The organism is Zoogloea sp. GDB6 (genome assembly GCF_056724105.1).
The window spans coordinates 4,033,195-4,053,385 of record NZ_CM161497.1 but is presented as its reverse complement, the minus strand read 5'-3'; the positions used below and the strand labels follow the sequence as shown (position 1 = coordinate 4,053,385).

The following is a 20,191-nucleotide window of genomic DNA, read 5'->3' as shown; positions in this document are numbered from 1 at the left end:
GTGGCCGGCTTGCGCCGCACCGCGGGAAGAAGGTGCCCGGAGAGGGCCGGGCGGCCGACCCGGGCAATTACCGTTACTTCTTCCAGGTATCCCTGAGGGTGACGGTGCGGTTGAAGATCGGCGCACCGTCGCGGGAGTCCATGCGATCGGCCACGAAATAGCCGTGGCGCTCGAACTGGAAGCGAGCTTCCGGTTTGGCGGCGCGCAGCGCCGGTTCGAGCTGGGCGGTGATGACTTTCAGGCTGCTCGGGTTGATGTCGTCGAGGAAGTTGCGTTCGAGGTCTTCCGCATCGCCTTCCCGACGGGCGCCTGGATAGGCATGGGCGAACAGGCGGTCGTAGAGGCGCACTTCAGCCGTATAGGCATGGGCCACCGACACCCAGTGCAGATTGCCCTTCACCTTATAGTTGTCGGCGCCCGGCGTGCCGGACTTGGAGTCGGGCATGTATTCGCACAGCACTGCGGTCACGTTGCCGTCCGCATCCTTCTCGCAACCGGTGCATTTCACCACGAAGCCGTAGCGCAGGCGTGCCATGTTGCCCGGGTAGAGGCGGTGGTAGCCCTTGACCGGGGTTTCCATGAAGTCTTCGCGCTCGATCCACAGCTCGCGGCTAAACGGCATCTCACGCTTGCCGAGCTCCGGGTGCAACGGATGGTTGGGGGCGTGGCAGCGCTCGGTCTGGCCTTCCGGGTAGTTGGTGATGATCAGCTTGAGCGGATCGAGCACGGCGACGCGGCGTTCGGCGGCTTCGTTGAGGTGCTCGCGCATGCAGTCTTCGAGCACGCTCATGTCGATCCACGAGTCGGACTTGGAGACGCCGATGCGCTCGGCGAACATGCGGAAACCCTCCGGCGTGAAGCCGCGGCGGCGTGCGCCGACGAGGGTCGGCAGGCGCGGGTCGTCCCAACCGGCCACGTGCTTCTCGTCAACCAACTGGATCAGCTTGCGCTTGGAGAGCACCACGTAGGTCAGGTTGAGGCGCGCGAACTCAATCTGGCGCGGCACCGGGCGCGGGAAGAAGCCACCTTCGGCGAGGTTGTCCAGCAGCCAGTCGTAGAACGGGCGCTGATCCTCGAACTCGAGGGTGCAGATGGAGTGGGTCACGTCCTCAAGCGCATCCTCGATCGGATGGGCGAAGGTGTACATCGGATAGACGCACCAGCGGTCGCCGGTGCGGTGGTGCGTAGCATGGCGGATACGGTAGATGGCTGGGTCGCGCAGGTTGATGTTGGGCGAGGCCATGTCGATCTTGGCGCGCAGGATATGCGTGCCGTCGGGGAACTCGCCGGCCTTCATGCGCTGGAACAGCTCAAGGTTCTCGGTGACGCTGCGGTTGCGGTAGGGGCTGTCCTTGCCGGGCGCAGACAGCGTGCCGCGATAGGCGCGCATTTCCTCTGCGGACAGAGAGTCCACGTAGGCCTTGCCGACGGTGATCAGGTGCTCGGCCATCGCGTACATCTTGTCGAAGTAGTCCGACGCGAAATACAGGTGCTCGCCCCAGCTGAAGCCCAGCCACTGCACGGCCTCGATGATCGCGTCGACGTATTCCTGTTCTTCCTTGGTCGGGTTGGTGTCGTCGAAGCGCATGTGACAGGCGCCGCCGTAGGCTTCGGCGAGGCCGAAGTTCAGGCAGATGCTCTTGGCGTGGCCATAGTGCAGGTAGCCGTTGGGCTCCGGCGGGAAGCGGGTCTCGACCCGTCCGTCCCATTTGCCGAGGCGGCGGTCCTCGTCGATGAGGCTGCGGATGAAATTGCTGGGTGTGGCGGCTTCGTCGGCCGGAGAAGTGGGTGCAGTCATCTGGTCTTACCTTGACGGGCGGGCTGTGTGCCGCCGGAATGCCGGGAGAAAAATGTTGCAATTGTAGCCGATGGGCGCCGGGCGGCGGACAGGCTGCCCGTTTGTGAATTTTGGCACGGGCCGCTGCCGAAGCGCCGGGAGTTGGCTATCGGGTGCGTATTGTTAGGCATCAGGCGGGACGATGTTTGGGTAAAACGGTGGCCGTTGGCGGGGCGTTGGGCCCCGCAGCTGTCGCAGACCTTGTCACCGGTGAGCACCTCGATGCATCGAATCCCCGCCAAATCCTTCTTCCGGCCCGTCGTCCGGAGTCGCTTCCTGTGGCGTCCGGTCGCAGGCCGCAGGTCGAAGGCACTGACGCGCGGCGAGCCGGCGTTGGATCTCGCTATGCTGATGGCGCTACCTGGGGTGAACGGCAATCGGTCTGCGCCGATGTTGAAGCGTCTGCTGCCGCTGTTCGTCGGCGAGACCGAGCGTCATGTGCAGGGCCTGTGGGCGAGCCTGGCTGCCGGCGATGCGGAGGCCGTGCGTGCGCTGGTGCACAAGATGAAGTCCGGTTGCCATGCGATGGGCGCCTTGCGTCTGGCGGCCTGCGCCCGGGGTCTGGACGAACGTATCAAGGCTGGGCAAGTGCCGCGGCCGGAGGATGTGGAAAGTATTGCCGAAGCTTGGGAGGCCTGCTGGTTAGCGCTGCGCAACGAGGGGTTGATCGACGAGGATGCACCCCGATGCACATGATCCGGAAGAGGGCCGGTAGGGACGATGACTGAAAGCGAACGCGCGCGCATCTTTGTGGTGGATGACGATCCGCTGACCCGCATGATGGCAACGGAAGCCCTGCGGGAAGGGGGCTTTACGGTGTCGGAGGCCGAGGATGGGGCGCAGGCGCTGGCCCTCTTCGATGAGGTCCAGCCCGATCTGGTACTGCTCGACGTGATGATGCCGGGCCTGAGCGGTTTCGACGTGTGCCGGCGTCTGCGCCAGTTGCCGGCGGGGCGCTTGGTGCCGGTGATCATGCTGACAGGCCTGGACGACAGCGAATCGATCGAGCGGGCCTTCGATGCCGGTGCGACCGATTTCATCTCCAAGCCGATCAACTGGACCCTGTTGCGTTTCCGCATCCGCTACGTGCTCCGCTCTGCCGAAGTGACGCAGGAATTGAGCCTCAGCCAGGAGAGCCTGTCGAATGCCCAGCGCATCGCCCGCCTGGGCAGCTGGGAGTGGGTGGTGAGAAGCGGGCGGGTCCGGCGTTCGGCTCAGTTCTACCGGCTGTTTGGCTGCGAAAGGGGCGACTTCGGCGATGACATGGAGGCGATCCTTGCACATGTTTATGGTCCCGACCGCGCCGCCATGCAACTCGCCCTGGCCGGCGCCCGGGATGGGATCGGCTACCAGCTGACTTACCGGGTCGTGTGGCCCGACGGCAGCGTACGCACGGTGCAGGAAACCGTCGAGCCGGTGCGTCGTGGCGATGGGCGCGGCACCGGGGGGCTGATCATGGAGGGTAGCGTGCAGGACATCACCGAGCAGGTCGATGCCCAGCGGCGCATCCGCCAGCTGGCTTACTTCGATCACCTCACCGGCCTGCCCAACCGGGAGTATTTCCGCGAGAGCCTGCTCGGCGCCACCGCCCGTGGTCTGCGCTACGGCAGCCGTTGCGCGGTGATGGTGGTGGATATCGACCGCTTTGCGCGCATCAACGACAGCCTGGGGCCGGACCGGGGCGACCAAGTGCTGCAGCTGATCGCTCATCGCCTGCGGGAGGACATGGGGGACCGCCAGCCGGCGGAGGCCGCGGGAGGAGGCTATTCGACCCGTTTCAGGGTAGCTCGCCTGGCCGCCGACGAATTCGGCGTGCTGGTGAACGACGTGGGCTCGGCGGCCGATCTGCTCGATACGGCTGAACGCCTGCTGGAGGTCGTGCGGGCGCCGATCCGCGTGCCGGGGCAGGAGATCACTTTGTCGGCGCGTATCGGCATGGCGGTGATGCCGGATCATGCAACGGATGCCGACGCCTTGCTGAAGGCGGCCGAGACGGCGCTCAACCATGCCAAGCGCAGCCGCGGCGACCCACTGGCGTTGTTCTCCGAAGACATGAAGGTCGCGGCTTTCCTGCGTTTCACGCTGGAAACCGACCTGCGCCGCGCCATCGGCGAGGACGAGATGCGCATGCGTTACCAGCCGATCGTCGACATCAGGCGGCGCGCGGTCGTCAAGGCCGAGGCACTGCTGCGCTGGCCCCACGCCAGCCGGGGGGCGGTGCCGCCGCCGGAGTTCATCTCCCTGGCTGAAGAAACCGGGCTGATCGTACCGCTGACCCGCAGCGTGCTGGAGAAGGTATGCGCCGACCTGCTACGCCTGGAGCACCGGCTGGCACCTGATTTCCGCATCAGCATCAACCTGTCCGGCGTTAACTTCATGGATACCCAGCTGATCCCCACTGTGCGGGAGGTGCTGGCAATCACCGGCGTGGCGGCGTCCCGGCTGGAATTCGAGTTGACCGAGACCGTTCTGATGCGCGACCTCGACCATGCCACGGCCATTCTCGCCCAGTTGCGTGACATGGGCGTGCGCGTTGCGGTGGACGACTTCGGCACCGGTTATTCGTCGCTGGCCTATCTGCGCCGGCTGGCGGTGGATGCGCTGAAGATCGACCGTTCCTTCGTCAGCGAACTGGAGGACGGGCAGGGCGTGGCGATCGTCGAGGCGGTGATCGGCCTGGCCCACAGCCTGGGGCTGGAGGTGGTGGCCGAGGGCGTGGAGACGGTAGCCCAGCTGGATGCCCTGTGCCGTCGGGGGTGCCACCTGATCCAGGGCTATCTGTTTGCAATGCCAATGAGTAGTGAGGCGCTGGCGGACATGCTTGGCAGCCCCTTCTTCATTCCCGAGGAAGTGCTGCCACTTCTGCCGCCGCCGGCGGAGGCCTGAGGCGCTGCGGGCTATTTGCGTTCTGGACGGATGGCGATCGCCAGCCGGATGCCCTCCGAGGCTTCCAGCTCGCGTAGTTGGCGGATCAGATTCTCGTCGAGCACGAAATCTGCGGCCAGCAGCATTACGCCGTCGCGGGTCACCAGGTCGCGGGCTAGCACCATGCCGGGCTTGAGGGACGAAGGAGAGTGCTCGTTGCCAATGGCCGCTGCGGCGTCGGCTGCGCCCAGCTCGGCGATCAGCGCATCCACCACCTGCGGGCAATAACGCTTGCCGCGGTTCTGCTGGATGAAGGTGACGGCCTCTTCGGCCTTCAGCTTGCGCGCCGACAGGGCGCCGATCTGCAGGCCGTCGAAGTCGTTGGCCACCGCCAGTACCCGTGCTCCGTAGGGAATCGCCAGGCCGGACAGGCGGTCGGGGTAACCTTGGCCGTCCCAGCGTTCGTGGTGGCCGCGGATGAAGGTGCCGGCGCGGCGCAGGTTTTCCAGGCCCATCAAGGCCGCCTGGCCGGTTACCGGATGCTTGCGCAGCACGCCGAGTTCGTCGCCGCTCATGTGCGACACCGGCTTGGCGAGCAGTTCGTCAGGCAGTCCGATCTTGCCGATGTCGTGCAGCAGGCCGGCGACCATCACGTCCTGGGCTTCGGCAGGGGCGAAACCCAGCCGGTTGGCGAGCTTGCGGCCTAGATCGGCAACCCTGCGGGAGTGGCCCGAGATCAGGCCTTCGCGTAGTTCGATGAGGTTGGAGAACACCCGGATCGACGTCAGGAAGTTCTGCTTGAGCTTCTCGTGGGCGGTCTTCAGCTCGGCGGTGCGGACCTCGACCTTCTGTTCGAGGCTGGCGTTGAGGTTCTTCAGTTCTTCGTTCTGGGCGCGCGTCAGCGCTTCGAGGCGGGCCTTCTCCCGCTCCAGCGCCTTGCGTTCGAGAGCCTCCCGTACCGTCAGGATCACGTCCTGGTCGTTCCACGGCTTGGCAATGTAGCGGGCGATCTGGCCCGCGTTGATCGCGGCGATGGTCGATTCCATGTCGGCGTAGCCAGTGAGCAGCAGGCGCACCGTATCGGGGTACCGCTTGCGCGCCTCGGCGAGAAAGGTGGCGCCGTCCATCTCGGGCATGCGCATGTCGGAGATGATCAGGTCCACACGCTCCTTGGCCAGCATTTCAAGGCCCTCGGCGCCGCCGCCGGCCACCAGCACGGTGTAGCCGTGAGGGCGGAACAGGCGGCGCAGCGCTGACAGGATGTTGGCTTCGTCATCCACGCAGAGAATTGTGAAACTGGTGTTGTCGCTTGTCGGGGTTAGGGTCATTGGGGCGTTCCGGCGGAGGCCTTGCGATGGATGGGCAACGTGATGCGGAAAGTGGTGCCGGTGCCGGGCGTGCTGCTGACGGCGATCTGGCCTTGGTGCTTCTGGATGATGCCGTAGGACAGGGACAAGCCGAGCCCGGTACCCTTGCCGACCGGCTTGGTGGTGAAGAAGGGATCGAAGATCCGGTCGCGCACGTCCGGCGGCATGCCCTTACCGTTGTCGGCCACCTCGATCCATGCGTCCTCGCCTGCTGTGCCGGTGCGCACGGTGATGGTGCCGCGGCGGCCGTCGGGCATCGCCTGGGCAGCATTCACGAAGAGGTTCATGAAGACTTGGTTGAGCTGAGGCAGCAGGCATTCGACGAGGGGCAGGCTGCCATATTCGCGTACCACGTCGGCCTTGTACTTGATCTCGTTGCTGGCGATGTTGAGGGTACTGTCGAGTCCGTGGTGCAGGTCGGCGGCCTGCCATTCCTGGCTGGTGTCGGTGCGGGAGAAGTCGCGCAGATCGTGGACGATCTTGCTGACCCGTTCGGTGCCCTCCTGCGATTCGCTGATCAATTGGCTGATGTCGTCGCGCAGGAAGTCGAAATCCGCGGCTTTCCTGGCTGCCTGGATGCGCTGGCGTTCGGCGGCCGGCAATGCCGCCTCGCAGGACTCGTAGACATCGATTACCTCCAGCATCTGCGCCATGTAGCCCTTGAGGCTACGGAGGTTGGAGTTGACGTAGCCGATCGGGTTGTTGATTTCGTGGGCGACGCCGGCGGCGAGTTGGCCGATGGACGCCAGCTTTTCGGACTGGACCAGTTGCTGTTGGGTTTCCTGCAGGCGGCAGTTGAGTTCGGTGAGTTCGGCGTAGCGTTTTAGGAGTTCGGTTTCGGCCGTTTCCCGTCGCTCGATGTCCTGCTCCAGGGAGGATTTGGCCTGCTGGAGCTCGGCCGTGCGTTCGGTGACCTTTGCCTCCAGGTCGGCCTGCATGGCGCGCAGTTCCATTTCGGCGTTTTTGCGCTCGGTGATGTCCTGCAGGGTTTCGATGGCGCCGATGATCTTGCCGGCGGCATTGCGCAGTGGTGCGGCGCTGAAGTACAGCCAGCGCCCGTGTGCGCCCATGCGGGGAAAGAAGTCCTCGGCCTCGTAGGCGCCGTCGATCACCGGCGAGCGACGCAGCTTCTTGCTGCCGTACAGATTCAGCAGGCCGTCGATTTCACCGCTCATGATCAGGTCGGCCATGATCGGCCGCTCGCTCGGGTAGAAGGCGGCCCATTGGCGGGTGGTGCCGACCATCTCACCGGCGGGGATGCCGATGACCTGCTCGCAGGCGCGGTTCCAGTGGGTGACCGTATGGCGGGCATCGATGACCAGCGTCGGTACCGGATCGCTGTCGATGATCTGGGTAAGTAGTTGCTGGGCCTGGAGCTGGGCGGCTTCGGCCTGCTTGCGGATGGTGATGTCGATGAAGCAGCCGATCACTGTGCGCTCGCCGAGGATCTCCCGGTGGGAGATCGACAGCTCGATCCAGCGCAGTTCGCCGGTCTGCGTCACGATGGCCGTCTCGCAGCGGGAGGTTGGTGCCCGTGCGTGCGCGAGATGCGCCCCGGTCCGCTCGCGAATGCGCTGCTGTACGCCGGGCTGGAATAACGCCCAGTAGTCGAGCGCCATCAGTTCGGCCGGTGAGTAGCCGGTGAGGCGCGACATGGTGCGATTGGCGAACAGGATCTTGCCGCCCCGGTGCAGCATGATGCCTGCACTGAGGGATTCCGCGAGGGGAAACAGGTCGGCGGGCAGCGGATAGGTGTCATTGTCCCGCATGGCTTAGCCCAGCATCAGCCGATAGCTGTCGAAGCGGCTCTGCGTCTCGGCGAGGACAGCCAGCAGGGTATTCCAGTCCAGGCCGAGCTTGACCACAGCGTCTTCCTGCAGGCGGGCGACCTGGCTGTCTTCCGCGTCATCCAAGTCGAGAGCCTGGGCGATGGCGTCGGCGTAATGGACGATGGCGGTCAACCCGTCCGCCTTGCCCCGCTCCGGTTGATGGTGCCAGGCGAGGGCGTCCGCGATTTCCGCCGGAAAATGCCAGTGTTCGGCGAGGCTGGCGCCGACTGCCGTGTGGTCGAAGCCGAAGTGTTCCAGTTCCATCTCCTGCAGCCTGCGGTCCTGCTCGCGGGCTGCGGCCAGCGTGGTCGCGTAGCGGGCTGGATAGAGGACCACCAGTGCAAGGCGTCCGATGTCGTGCAGCAGGCCGGCGATGAAAAGGGCTTCGGACGGACGGCCCAGGCGCTTGCCGATGGCCTGCGCAGCCGCTGCGGTGCCCAGCACATGGCGCCAGAAGCGTTCCTGGTTGAAGCCCGTGCAGGGGCCGCCCGGCAGGCTGGCCATCACTGCGGCGGCCAGCACCAGCGAGCGTACCGCCGAGAAGCCGAGCACGACGATGGCGTCATGGATGGAGGCGACCCGCGACTGCAGGCCGTAGAACGGCGAGTTTGCGACGCGCAGAACGCGGGCCGTGATGGCTTGATCCTGCGCGATGCGGCGGGCCAGATCTGCCAGATCGGCCGACGAGGCGTCGCTTTCGGCGAGCGTGTGCAGCAGTTCGAGCGCCACCGTCGGCATGGCCGGCAGGCTGCGGATGCGTCCAGCCACGTCGGCGAGGGTCGGTGTGTCGGTCATCGCACTTGCTCCTGGCGGAAGGCCAGCACGGCCTGCAGCAAGGCCTGGGCGGCCGGGTCGTTGTCGGTGTGGCGAAACAGGTACAGGACCCGTTCTCGGACCTTTTCGCGGCGGCGCGCCAGTTCCGCCGGATCGGGGGGCGCCGTGACGTTGAGCGCGGCAATATTGCGGCGGTGCAGGCTGGCGAGGTGTGCCTCGGTAAGCCTCAGGCCGGCCGGCAGCAGCACCGTGCCGCGGGCGTCGGCGACGGCTTCGGCCAGTACTGCGCCGGGCTGGATTGCGTCGAGGGGCAGGCGTTGGATATCGCTCATGGGTCAGGCTGGGTGTTGGCAGGTGAAGCACAGTAGGGTACCGCGATGGCGACCATTGCCGCCAAGGGGGTGGGCCTCGATGTGGAACTGCACGCCGCCGACCAGGCTGTCGCAGTCTCCCCCGCCACTGCTTGCGAGGGCGACGAGCGGTGGGGGCAGGACTTCGTCGGCGTTCAGGCCCATCAGCGGTGCCTGCCCGGTGAACAGGCTTTCGGCGGCCTGGTTGGCAAAGGCGATCATCCCGTCCGGGGCGATGCCCAGCAGCGGCAGTGGCATCACCGCGAGGGCTTCCTGGGCCAGCGTCAGCGCGGCTTCGTCCACGCCGAGGCGGTGCTGCTGGTCGGCCAGCAGGCCTTCGAGGCGGGCGTTGATGCGTGCCAACTCCTGGTTGGCGTGCTGCAGTTCGCTGGCGAGACGCTGGTTCTCGTCGGTCAGGGCCTTGCGCCGGAAGGCTTCCTCGATGTTGGCGCGCAGCATCGCGTCGTCCCACGGCTTGGTGAGGAACTTGTAGATCGCGCCTTCGTTGATCGCGTCGGTGACCGATTGCAGGTCGGTGTAGCCCGACAGCACCAGGCGCACGCTGTCCGGGCACATGTCCTTGGCCTTGCGCAGGAATTCCACGCCAGTCATGCCGGGCATGCGCTGGTCGGAGACGATCACATCCACCCGGTTGGCGGCGAGCACTTCGAGTCCTTGCTTGCCGTCGCTCGCGGTGAGGATCGTGTAGCCGTCACGGCGCAGCAGGCGGCGCAGGGCCGAGAGGATGTTGTCCTCGTCATCCACCAGCAGCAGCGTCCGCTCGGTGGCGGGGCCGCGCAGCAGCGCCGCATTGAGCCGGTAGCCGCTGGCCAGCAGGGCCGTGAGGCCTTCCGCCGCCAGCGGGGCCGCGGCCAGGGGGCCTTGCAGCGTGTCGGCGCCGGCCGCCGTCATCACTGCTGCAGCCTGGGCACTGGCAATATCCATCGCACACACTTGGCGCCCCATGCGATGGGCGCGGGTGAGCAGGGCGCGCACGATGGCCACGCCTTCCGGTGCGGCCGCCACGTTCTCGACGAGACGGGCCGGTACCTCGATGCTGTCGATCGGTAGCTGGGCGGTCCACGCTACCCGGGTGCTGGCCGGGCTGGTGGCGCAGAGCGCGAAGCGGATGCCGAGTCGGTGCAGTTGTGCCAGCGCACCGAGCATGTCGTCCGGTACTTCGTCGCGGGGTGTGATGATGCTGATTTCCAGGCTGTGGGGCTCCAGTCGCGTCTCCCGCAGGATGGCGCCGAGGGTGTGGGCAAAGCCCTGTTCGCACAAGGTATCGAGGCGGGCGCCAACCGTCAGGCCCAGTGGCCGGCCGGCGCTGCCTTGCCAGAGCGCAACCTGCAGGCAGGCCATGCGCAATGCATCGAGCTCGGCCGGGCTGCCGGCGACAAGCAACTCCGGGGCCGGGTGCTGCGGGCCTTGCCGCAGAGCCTGCACGCCGGTCAGCTCACCGCGATGGCAATCGAAGCGCGCCTGATAGAGCAAGGGAGTGGATGCCGCGGGCGGGCTGTCGGGGATGTTCATCGTGTCTCCATGTATGCAGCGGTCTTTCGGCATCGCCGAGCCGCCGCCTGTCTGCGCCTTGCCGCAGCAGCTTCCTGCGGGGCGCACATTTGTGTGGATATGACCGCTATCGGCGGCATCACGCCGGTTCTTGAGGCATTTGCCGGCGGCGTCGGCGTCGCCGGGGTAAAATCCGCAGCCATGTCCGATCATGCCCAACACTTTCCGACCCTGGCACTCGTCGCCATCGGCATCGGTGCGGCCCTCGGCGCCAACCTGCTCGGTGGCTACTTGGTGGGCGTGGCGATAGCTTTTTTCGCCCTTCGGCCGGAGATTCCGCCGGAGGCGCGGCTGTTCGTCATTACCGGCTTTCTCGGTGGCCTGACCACCTTTTCGTCCGTCTCGGCGGAGGTCGTGCCGCTGATCAACACCGGCCGCTATGGGTGGGTGTTCGGTGCTGCCCCATTGCATCTGGGCGGCTCCCTGAGCATGACCGTGCATAGCTGGCGTAGCTGAGAGTTCGAACCCGTCGCCTGCGGTTCGCTGCCGATTGGCGCGCGGGCCTCCATCAATCGTTTTTCGCTGTATTCCCACATGGCATCACCGCAACCCCGGCCCGACCGCAACGATCCTTATTCCCTGCTCGAAGAATGCCTGTCGGCCGACCGGCCCGGCCTGCGCCGTGACCTGCGCCGTCTGCCCAAGCGCCCGCGCAGCCTCGACGAGTTGCCGGAGGCGCTGCGCCTGCGCATCGCCGGTTCGGCGGCCAAGCGCATTGCCCGTGCCAACGCGCTGCCCAAGCCGGACTTTCCGCCCGATCTGCCGGTCAATCAGCGCAAGGACGAGATCGCCGCGGCGATCCGCGAGCACCAGGTGGTCATCGTCTGTGGCGAGACCGGCTCCGGCAAGACCACTCAGCTGCCCAAGATCTGCCTGGAGCTCGGCCGCGGCGTGTCGGGCCTGATCGGCCATACCCAGCCGCGGCGGATCGCCGCCCGCGCCACCGCCAGCCGTATCGCCCAGGAACTGAAGAGCGAGCTGGGCAGCACCGTCGGCTACAAGATCCGCTTCACCGACCGCATCGGCCCGCAGAGCTACATCAAGTTGATGACGGACGGCATCCTGCTTGCTGAAACCCAGGGTGACCCGCTGCTCTCGGCCTATGACACCTTGATCATAGACGAGGCCCATGAGCGCAGCCTGAATATCGACTTCCTGCTCGGCTACCTGCGCCAGCTGCTGACCAAGCGGCCGGACCTGAAGCTGATCGTCACGTCGGCGACGCTGGACGCGGAGCGCTTCGCCCGCCATTTCGGCAGCGAGGACAAACCGGCGCCGGTCATCGAAGTGTCCGGCCGCCTGTTCCCCATCGAGATGCGCTACCGGCCGGTAGAGCGCGACGAGCCCAAGCCGGCGCGGCCGGGCGAAGCGCCACCGCGCCAGGACAACCGCGGCCCGGACCGCGACCTCTACGACGCGCTGGTGGACGCCGTCGACGAAGCCCACCGCAGCGGCCCCGGCGACGTGCTGGTCTTCCTGCCCGGCGAGCGGGAGATCCGCGAAGCTGCCGAAGCGCTGCGCAAGGCCCATCACGCCGCCGGCACCGAGATCCTGCCCTTGTTCGCGCGCCAGTCGGCGCAGGAGCAGGCACGGGTTTTTGCGCCGTCGAAGGGGCGTCGCGTCGTGCTGGCCACCAACGTGGCGGAAACCTCGCTGACCGTGCCGGGCATTCGCTACGTCGTGGATACCGGCCTGGCGCGGGTCAAGCGCTACAGCCATCGCAACAAGGTCGAGCAGCTGCAGATTGAGAAGGTCGCCCAGTCCGCCGCCCGTCAGCGGGCTGGCCGTTGCGGCCGCGTCAGCGACGGCATCTGCTTCCGCCTCTACGACGAGGACGACTTCAACAAGCGTCCGGCCCACACCGATCCGGAAATCCTGCGCTCGTCCCTGGCCGGGGTGATCCTGCGCATGAAGTCCCTGAAGCTCGGCGAAGTGGCCGAGTTTCCGTTCATCGACGCACCGCTGCCGCGCATGGTGGCGGATGGCTACCAGCTGCTGGCCGAGCTGGGCGCGGTGGAGGAGGTCGAGGGCGCGGCGACGATGAACCTCACGCCGATCGGGCGCGAGCTGGCCAAGCTGCCCCTCGACCCGAAGATCGGCCGCATGATCCTGGCCGCCCGCGACCGGGCCAGCCTTTCGGAGGTGCTGGTGATCGCCGCCGCGCTGTCGACGCAGGACGTGCGCGAGCGTCCGCCCGAGCGGCAGGCTGCCGCCGACCAGGCCCACGCCCGCTTCCGCGGCCCGGAGGAAAGCCAGAAGTCCGAGTTCCTGTGGTACTGGAACCTGTGGAAGGCCTGGGACGAAGTCCAGCGCCATGAGAGTTCCAGCAAGCAGAAGGCCTGGTGCAAGCAGAACTTCCTGTCCTGGCTGCGCCTGCGCGAATGGCGCGACGTGTTCACCCAGCTGCATACCCTGTGCACCGAGCACAGCTGGAAGGAGAACAAGGAGCCGGCCAGTTACGAGGCGATTCACAAGGCCTTCCTCACCGGCTTGATGGGCCACGTGGGCTGCAAGATCGAGGATGCCTCCGGCCCCGCTGCCGGCAGCTACCTGGGTGCCCGCGGCATCAAGTTCTGGCCGCATCCGGGCTCCGCCATCGCCAAGAAGGCCGGCAAGTGGATCGTGTGCGCCGAGCTGGTGGATACGTCACGCCTGTTCGGCCGCTGCCTGGCGCGCATCGAGCCGGAATGGCTGGAGGAAGTCGGCGGGCATCTGCTCAAGCGCAATATCTCGGAACCCCACTGGTCGAAGGCCAGCGGCGCGGTGCGCGCCTGGGAGCGCGGCACCCTGTACGGGCTGACCGTCTATCCGCGCCGCGGCGTGAGCTACCGGGAGATCGACCCGGCCTTGTGCCGCGAGCTGTTCATCCGCGAAGGGCTGGTGCAGGGCGAGATCGCTGAGGGATCAGCCCGCGGCATGGCTTTCCTGGCCCACAACCGGCGCCTGGTGGCGGAGATCGAGCGCTTGGAGCACAAGTCCCGCCGCCCCGACGTGCTGGTGGACGAAGAGCTGATCTACGCCTTCTACGATGCCAAGCTGCCGCCGGAAGTGCTCGACATGGCCAGCTTCGAGGCCTGGCGCAAGGCCGCCGAGAAGAAGGCGCCCAAGCTGCTGCAGCTGTCCCGCGACCAGCTGATGCGCCACGACGCCGAAGGCATCACCACCGACCGCTTCCCGTCGAGCCTGGAAGTGCTCGGCCAGAAGCTCAAGCTTGCCTACCTGCACGAGCCGGGTGAGGCTGACGACGGGGTGACGCTGACGGTGCCGCTGGCGATGCTCAACCAGATCCCCGCCAACCGCTGCGAATGGCTGGTGCCGGGCCTGCTCGAAGAGAAGGTGAATGCGCTGCTGCGCACCGTGCCGCAGAAGCACCGCCACCGCCTGCAGCCGATGGCCGACAGCGCGGCGGCCTTCATGGAGCGTTACGACGCCAGCGAGTTCGACACGGACGAGCCGCTGATCAAGATGCTGCAGCGCTTCGTCGAGGAGCGGGTGTCCCTCAAGCTGCCGATGGAGAGCTTCCGCCCGGAGAACCTCAATCCCCACTGCTTCATGAACTTCCGCGTGCAGGACGAGCACGGCCGCATCCTCGGCCAGTCCCGCAATCTGGCCGAGCTACGCGCCAAGTTCCGCGACCAGGTGGCGGCGCGCTTCCAGAGCGCGCGCATCGTGCCGGCGGCGCCGGACGCGCCGCAGCAGAAGAAGGCTGTTCCGCCCGCTGGCGGCAAGGCCGCAGTGGCATCTACCGCGGCGCTGGCCACCGTTGCCGAAAAGACCTTGTCCGGCTTTACCGGCTGGACTTTCGGCGCGTTGCCGGAACTGCTCGAAGTGAAGGTCGCCGGCCGCGAGATCGTCGGTTTTCCGGCGCTGCACGACGACGGCAGCAGCGTGTCCCTGCGTCCCTACGACACCCCGGAGGAGGCGGCCAAGGTCCATCGCGGCGGCCTCGCGCGGTTGTTCGCGCTGGAGCTGTCGGCTCAGGTGAAGGCCATCGAGAAGCTGCCGGGCATCCGCGAGCTGGCCCTGCAGTTCATCAGCTACGGCACCGAGGCGGAGCTGAAGGCCCAGCTGGTGACCGCGACGCTGGAGCGCTGCTGCCTGCTCGAACCCCTGCCGGCGGACGCCGACAGCTTTGCCAAGCGCTGCCAGGAAGCCAAGCCGCGCATCACGCTGGTGGCCCAGGAGCTGATGCGCCTGACCGGCCAGCTGATCGTCGAACACGCCACGCTGACCAAGCGCCTCGCCGGCCTGAAGACCTTCCCGGAAGTGGTCGCCGACATCAATGCCCAGGTCGCCAAGCTGATGCCGAAGAACTTCCTGGTGGCCTTGCCCTACGAGCGCATCGCGCAGATTCCGCGCTACCTGAAGGGGGCCACCGTGCGCATCGACAAGCTGCGCAGCAACGCGCCTCGTGACGGCCAGCTGATGGCCGACTGGAGGAGTCTGGCCCAGCCCTTCGAGCGGGAGTGGCTGGCCAAGGCCAAGGCGGGCGTCACCGACCCACAGCTGGAGGAGTTCCGCTGGTTGCTGGAGGAGTTGCGCGTCGGTCTGTTCGCGCAGGAACTGAAGACGCCGATGCCGGTATCGGTGAAGCGCCTGCAGAAGATCTGGGACAGTCGGCCGCGCTGAGGGGCCGTGCCGGCTGCGCTGTCTTGAAGGCGGCTGGACATTCCCCATATGCAGGTTTTGCCAAACCAACAAACCATTGCCAGGAAGCCCCATGACCGATTTCTCCATCGACATCACCGAAGCCGATTTCGAAACCGCCGTCCTCGCCCGCTCTCGCGAGGTGCCGGTGCTGGTGGACTTCTGGGCGCCGTGGTGCGGCCCGTGCCGCACCCTCAAGCCCTTGCTCGAAAAGCTGGCCGGCGAATACGGTGGCCGCTTCGTGCTGGCCAAGCTCAATTCCGACGAGGCACCCTCCGTGTCGGCGCGCTACGCGGTGCGCAGCATTCCGGCGGTGAAGCTGTTCGTCGACGGCGAGATGGTGGATGAATTCATGGGTGCCTTGCCGGAAGGGCAGGTGAGGGCCTTTCTGGACGGTCATCTGCCGGACGAGGCGGAGAAACTGCGTCGTGCCGCGGGTGGGCTGACAGATCCATGCGAGCGGGCCGAACTGTTGAGGCGTGCGGTGGCGTTGTCGGATGGCCGCCAGGCCATCGTTTTCGATCTGGTGCAGGCGCTGATAGACGCCGGTCTGCCCGAGGAGGCGCTGGCCGCCCTGGAAGCAGTCGAGCCGCGGGGGCGGGACGAGCAATGGCTCAAGCTCAAGGCCCGGCTGGATCTGGCGCAAGGCGTCGGCGCCACCAGCGAGGCCGAACTGCGGGCACGCATCGCCGCCGACGCGAAGGACTTCGAAGCCCGCTTCGTGCTGGCCACCGTGCTGGCCCAGCAGGAAGCCTGGCCGGCGGCCTTCGAACAATTGCTGGAGATCGTGCTGCGCGACCGGGGCGAGGCCCGCAGCCAGGCACGCGGCCGCCTGGTGGAGTGGTTCCCGCTGTGCCCGGATCTCAAGGCGGTGATGAATGCCCGCCGGCAGCTGTCGATGTACCTGAACTGAGGCCCCCGACGCTCAATGGCACGAGGGCGACCCTGCTAAAGGCCGCCCTCGCTGATGCCTTCTTTTCTTTTATTGCTCGCCGCCGCGCTTGCCGGCGTGTTCGCGGGCGAGGCGTTGCTGCACTTCGGCCGGGGCCGCTTCGTAGTGGCTGAAGGCCACGCTGCAGCTGCCGTCGCCGCCGCTGATCGACTTGAGGCGGGATTCGAAGCCCTCCATCTCGGCCATCGGCACCACGCTGGTGATCTCGGTCCAGCCCGGCTGCGGGCTGTCGGTGCCGGTGACGCGGCCGCGGCGGCCGGACAGCTCGGCGCTGATGCCGCCGAAGTGCTCATCGGCAACCCGCACGGTGAGCGTCACCAGCGGCTCCAGCACCACCGGGCGGGCGCCCTGCACGGCTTCCTGCACCGCGTGGCGGGCGGCGGTGACGAAGGAGACTTCGTTGGAGTCCACCGTGTGGTGCTTGCCGTCGAAGACCACCACGCGGATGTCCTGCAGCGGAAAGCCGCTCAACACGCCCTCGATGATGGCCTGGCGGACACCTTTCTCCACTGCCGGCATGAAGTTGCCGGGAATGGTGCCGCCCTTGACCTCGTCGGCGAACTGCACCCCGGCGCCACGCTCCAGCGCCTCCACGCGCAGAGCGACTTCACCGAACTGGCCGGCGCCGCCACTCTGTTTCTTGTGGCGGTAGCGGGCTTCCGCCGTGCCGGCGACGGTTTCCCGGTAGGGGATGGCCGGCGGCTTGGTGGTGAGGTTGAGGTTCCAGCGTGCCTTGAGGGTTTCCAGCAGCGACTTGAGATGCACTTCGCCGAGGCCGCGGATCACCGTTTCCTTGGCCTGCAGGTCATGCTCGACGGTCAGGCAGGGGTCTTCGTCGAGGAGGCGGTGCAAGGCTTCGGACAGCTTCTGCTCGTCGCCGTGCTTTTCGGCGGCCAGGGCCAGGCCGAATACCGGTTGCGGGTAGGCCGGCGGGGCGAGGTAGTAGTGGTCCTCGTCGTGGGCGTCGTGGAGTACCGCGTCCCGGTGGATCTCGTCGATGCGTGCCACTGCGCAGATGTCGCCGGGAATGCCCGCCTCGATCTCGACCTGGTTCTTGCCCTGTACGCGCAGCAGGTGGCCGACTTTGAAGGGCTTGCGGGCGTCGCCGATGAAGAGCTGGGTGTTCGGCGTGACGGTGCCTTGATGGATGCGGAACAGGCCGAGCTTGCCGCGGAAGGGGTCGTTGCTGACCTGGAAGACATGGGCGATGACGTGTTTGCCCGCGTCGGTGCTCACGGATACCGGCGCGGCGGCCGGCCCCTCGCCCTTGAGGAAGCGCGGCGGGTTGCCTTCTGTGGGGTCGGGCAGCAGGCGGCCCATGATGTCGAGCAGTTCCTTCACGCCAGCGCCGCTGCGCGCTGATGTGAAGCACACCGGGATCAGGTGACCTTCGCGCAAGGCCTGCTCGAACGGGTCGTGGAGCTGTTCGGGTTGCAGGGACTCACCTTGTTCCAGGTACAGGGCCATCAGCTCTTCATCCACCTCGACGACCTGGTCGACGATGCGGTCGTGGGCTTCGCGAACGCTGGAGAAGGCGGTAGCCGCGGCGTAGTCCGGCGCGAAGAAGCAGTCGATGACCGTCTCGCCGCCGGGTGCCGGCAGGTTGATCGGCAGGCATTCCTTGCCGAAGCTGGCGCCGATGCGTTCCAGCAGCGCACCGAAGTCCACGCCCGGTGCGTCGATGCGATTGACGACGATCATCCGGCACTGGCCGGCGGCGGCTTCCATGACCTTGCGGGTCACTGTCTCGACGCCGGCGGCGGCGTTGATCGCGACGACGGCGGTTTCCACCGCCGGCAGGGTGGCCAGTGCACGGCCGAGGAAGTCCGGCAGGCCCGGTGTGTCGATGGCGTTGATCCAGTGTTCGGCCCATTCGAGGTGGGCAACGGTGCTGTTTAGGGAATGGCCGAGGGCCTTTTCCTGGGGATCGTAGTCGCTGATGGTATCGCCCCGCTCGACCGTTCCGGGGCTGCCGATGGCGCCGGCGGTGGCCAGCAGCTTCTCGAGCAGGGTGGTCTTTCCGCTCCCGGACTGGCCGAGCAGGCTTAGGTTACGGATATCGCGTACCGAGGTCGGTGTCATGAGGCGCTCCCTTGTTGTCTGTCCGAAAGCTTGAATGCCTGATTGGGTATCAGTATCTGCTTCTGCAAGGGGCACTACAACGACTCCGGTCAACAAAGTCCGGCGTACTCACCACTCGAATCCGCGGCGCACGTCGGCCGGCCGGATGCCGTCGAGGCCCGGCAGCAGGTGCTGCAGCGCGTGATCCTCGGTGCGGTAGCTCGCGTGTTCGGCGAGGAGGCTGCGCAGCCCGGTGCGCTCCATCACCTCGAGAACCTGCTGTTTCAGGCCACAGCAGGCCAGCGTACGGCCGGCTTCGGCCAGTTGGCGGTGGACCCGGCGCAGGGCCTCGACGCCGCTGGCGTCCATGTCGTTGATGCCGCCGCAGGACAGCAACAGCACCTTGAGGCCCGGATGGTCGCGTTCGACGGCCAGCACCGCGTCCTCGAAGGTCGCGGCATTGACGAAATGCAGCGGACCGTCGAAGCGCAGGATGCTCAGCTGGGGATGGGCCGGTGGCAGGCCGAAGCGCGCCGCGTCGCGCCAGGTGCCGTCCGGATGGCGGCCGAGCACCGCGACGCGGGGCTTCATGCTGCGGTAGATGAGCAGTGCAAGAGACAGGATCAGCCCCGACAGGATGCCGATCTCGATATGCGGCGCGAAGGCCAGTGTGGCGACGAAGCACACCGTGCCGGCCAGGCCGTCGTCCCGGTTGGCCCGCCACGCTTCCTTGAGTTGGGTTGGCGACAGCAGTGCGGCGAGGGTTACGAGGATTACCGCTGCCAGCACCGGCAGCGGGATGTGGGCGATCAGGCCGGGCATGCTGAACAGCGCAGCCAATACCATCAAGGCGCCGATCACCGAGGCCAGCCCGGTGCGCGCGCCATGGGCGAGCAGGAAGGCAGAGCGGCCGAAGGAGCCGCTGACCGGGTAGGCCTGGCACACCGACGCGGTGATTTTGGCGAGGCCCTGGCCGATCAGCTCCTGGTTGCCGTCCCAGCGCTCCCCAGTGCGTGCCGAGGCAACCTTGCAGCTCGACATGGCTTCCAGGAAGCTGACCAGCGCCAGGACGAAGGCCGATGGCAGCAGGTCGGTGATCTGTGCCCAGTCCGCACGTGGCAGCGCGAAGGCCAGGGTTTCGTCGGGCAGCAGGCCGACCGTGCGCCCGCCGTTGTCCTCGAAGCCGGTCAGCCAAGCCACCGTGCTCAGGCCGGCGACCACGATCAAGACCCCCGGCCAGCGCGGCAGCAGGCGTTTGAGGGCGATCAGCAGCACGGCGGCCGAGAGGCCTAGGGCGGCGGAATGGAGGTGGGCGTCGGGCAGTGCGCTGCCCAGGTCTACCAGGGCCTCGAAGAAGGGGCGCTGACCGGCGCTGCGCAGGCCGAGCAGGGTCGGCACCTGGGCCACGCAAATCAGCAGCGAGCAGGCGTTGATGAAGCCGTGCAGCACCGGGTGCGACAGCAGGTCGGCAAAGTGGGCCAGGCGCAGCGCGCCGAAGGCCAGCTGCAGAAGCCCGGCCAGCAGCGCGAGTTGCACTGCCAACACCAGATAGGTCTCCGAGCCGGGCAGGGCCAGTGGTGCCAGTGAGGTCGCGGTGAGCAGGCTGGTAAGGGCTACCGGCCCGGTGCTGAGCTGGCCCGACGATCCGAACAGCGCGCCGACGATGCTCGGCAAGAGCGATGCGTAGAGCCCCACGTAAGGCGGCAGGCCGGCCAGCTGGGCATAGGCCAGGGCTTGCGGGATCGCCACCAGGGCCACCGTGAAGCCGGCCTGCAGGTCGGCCCGCAGGCCGGTGGCACCCAGCTGGCGGCGCCAGGCGAGAAAGGGCAGCAGGCGGGCAAGCATTGGAGACATGGGCCGAGGGCGTGGAAGGACCGAGAGTTTAGCTTGCAGCCCCGCCTGCGGCACATTTCACAATTGCTGTTAGACCAGGGTCA

13 protein-coding genes are annotated in these 20,191 nt (G+C 66.9%); 5 read left to right on the top strand and 8 right to left on the bottom strand.

Annotation, left to right across the window (positions count from 1 at the left end; translation table 11 throughout):
* Positions 1-73: 73 nt before the first annotated feature.
* Positions 74-1,798 (bottom strand): glutamine--tRNA ligase/YqeY domain fusion protein, encoded by a 1,725-nt coding sequence (locus AC1PQG_RS18390; RefSeq protein WP_481119252.1) that lies wholly within the window; start codon positions 1,796-1,798, stop codon positions 74-76.
* A 429-nt stretch (positions 1,799-2,227) separates the two neighbouring features.
* Here AC1PQG_RS18390 and AC1PQG_RS18385 point away from each other — a divergent pair, with 429 nt between their 5' ends.
* Complete coding sequence (locus AC1PQG_RS18385; RefSeq protein WP_481119251.1) at positions 2,228-2,533, top strand: Hpt domain-containing protein; 306 nt, start codon at positions 2,228-2,230, stop codon at positions 2,531-2,533.
* A gap of 24 nt (positions 2,534-2,557) precedes the next feature.
* Positions 2,558-4,723 (top strand): putative bifunctional diguanylate cyclase/phosphodiesterase, encoded by a 2,166-nt coding sequence (locus AC1PQG_RS18380; RefSeq protein ID WP_481119250.1) that lies wholly within the window; start codon positions 2,558-2,560, stop codon positions 4,721-4,723.
* An 11-nt stretch (positions 4,724-4,734) separates the two neighbouring features.
* Here AC1PQG_RS18380 and nosR read toward each other — a convergent pair whose 3' ends face one another.
* From nosR to AC1PQG_RS18355, 5 genes are read right to left on the bottom strand one after another with little or no spacing between them, the layout of a single operon-like run.
* Entirely contained in the window at positions 4,735-6,030 is a 1,296-nt protein-coding gene (gene nosR, locus AC1PQG_RS18375) for a response regulator c-di-GMP phosphodiesterase, NosR family (protein WP_481119249.1), read from the bottom strand.
* Positions 6,027-7,838, bottom strand: coding sequence for a PAS domain S-box protein (locus AC1PQG_RS18370; protein WP_481119248.1), 1,812 nt, complete (start codon positions 7,836-7,838; stop codon positions 6,027-6,029). The genes nosR and AC1PQG_RS18370 overlap by 4 nt, the downstream gene beginning before the upstream one ends.
* Positions 7,839-7,841: 3 nt before the next feature.
* Entirely contained in the window at positions 7,842-8,693 is an 852-nt protein-coding gene (locus AC1PQG_RS18365) for an HDOD domain-containing protein (RefSeq protein ID WP_481119247.1), read from the bottom strand.
* Positions 8,690-9,004, bottom strand: a complete 315-nt coding sequence (locus tag AC1PQG_RS18360; protein ID WP_481119246.1) for a hypothetical protein — start codon at positions 9,002-9,004, stop codon at positions 8,690-8,692. The genes AC1PQG_RS18365 and AC1PQG_RS18360 overlap by 4 nt, the downstream gene beginning before the upstream one ends.
* 3 nt (positions 9,005-9,007) lie before the next feature.
* Positions 9,008-10,555: a response regulator gene (locus AC1PQG_RS18355; protein WP_481119245.1), complete on the bottom strand. Its 1,548-nt coding sequence runs from the start codon at positions 10,553-10,555 to the stop codon at positions 9,008-9,010.
* Positions 10,556-10,654: 99 nt separating this feature from the next.
* Here AC1PQG_RS18355 and AC1PQG_RS18350 point away from each other — a divergent pair, with 99 nt between their 5' ends.
* The 3 genes from AC1PQG_RS18350 to AC1PQG_RS18340 all read left to right on the top strand — a co-directional run bounded on the left by AC1PQG_RS18350 (position 10,655) and on the right by AC1PQG_RS18340 (position 16,154).
* Positions 10,655-11,050: a CrcB family protein gene (locus tag AC1PQG_RS18350; RefSeq protein WP_481123028.1), complete on the top strand. Its 396-nt coding sequence runs from the start codon at positions 10,655-10,657 to the stop codon at positions 11,048-11,050.
* 78 nt (positions 11,051-11,128) lie between these two features.
* Entirely contained in the window at positions 11,129-15,223 is a 4,095-nt protein-coding gene (gene hrpA / locus AC1PQG_RS18345) for an ATP-dependent RNA helicase HrpA (protein WP_481119244.1), read from the top strand.
* Positions 15,224-15,314: 91 nt separating this feature from the next.
* On the top strand, positions 15,315-16,154 hold the full coding sequence (locus tag AC1PQG_RS18340) for a tetratricopeptide repeat protein (RefSeq protein WP_481119243.1): 840 nt from the start codon (positions 15,315-15,317) through the stop codon (positions 16,152-16,154).
* Between the two features lie 69 nt (positions 16,155-16,223).
* On the opposite strand, the gene fusA is transcribed toward AC1PQG_RS18340, so the two are convergent.
* Both fusA and AC1PQG_RS18330 read right to left on the bottom strand, forming a co-directional pair.
* Entirely contained in the window at positions 16,224-18,275 is a 2,052-nt protein-coding gene (gene fusA, locus AC1PQG_RS18335) for an elongation factor G (RefSeq protein ID WP_481119242.1), read from the bottom strand.
* Positions 18,276-18,383: 108 nt separating this feature from the next.
* Positions 18,384-20,108, bottom strand: a complete 1,725-nt coding sequence (locus tag AC1PQG_RS18330; RefSeq protein WP_481119241.1) for a SulP family inorganic anion transporter — start codon at positions 20,106-20,108, stop codon at positions 18,384-18,386.
* Positions 20,109-20,191 lie beyond the last annotated feature (83 nt).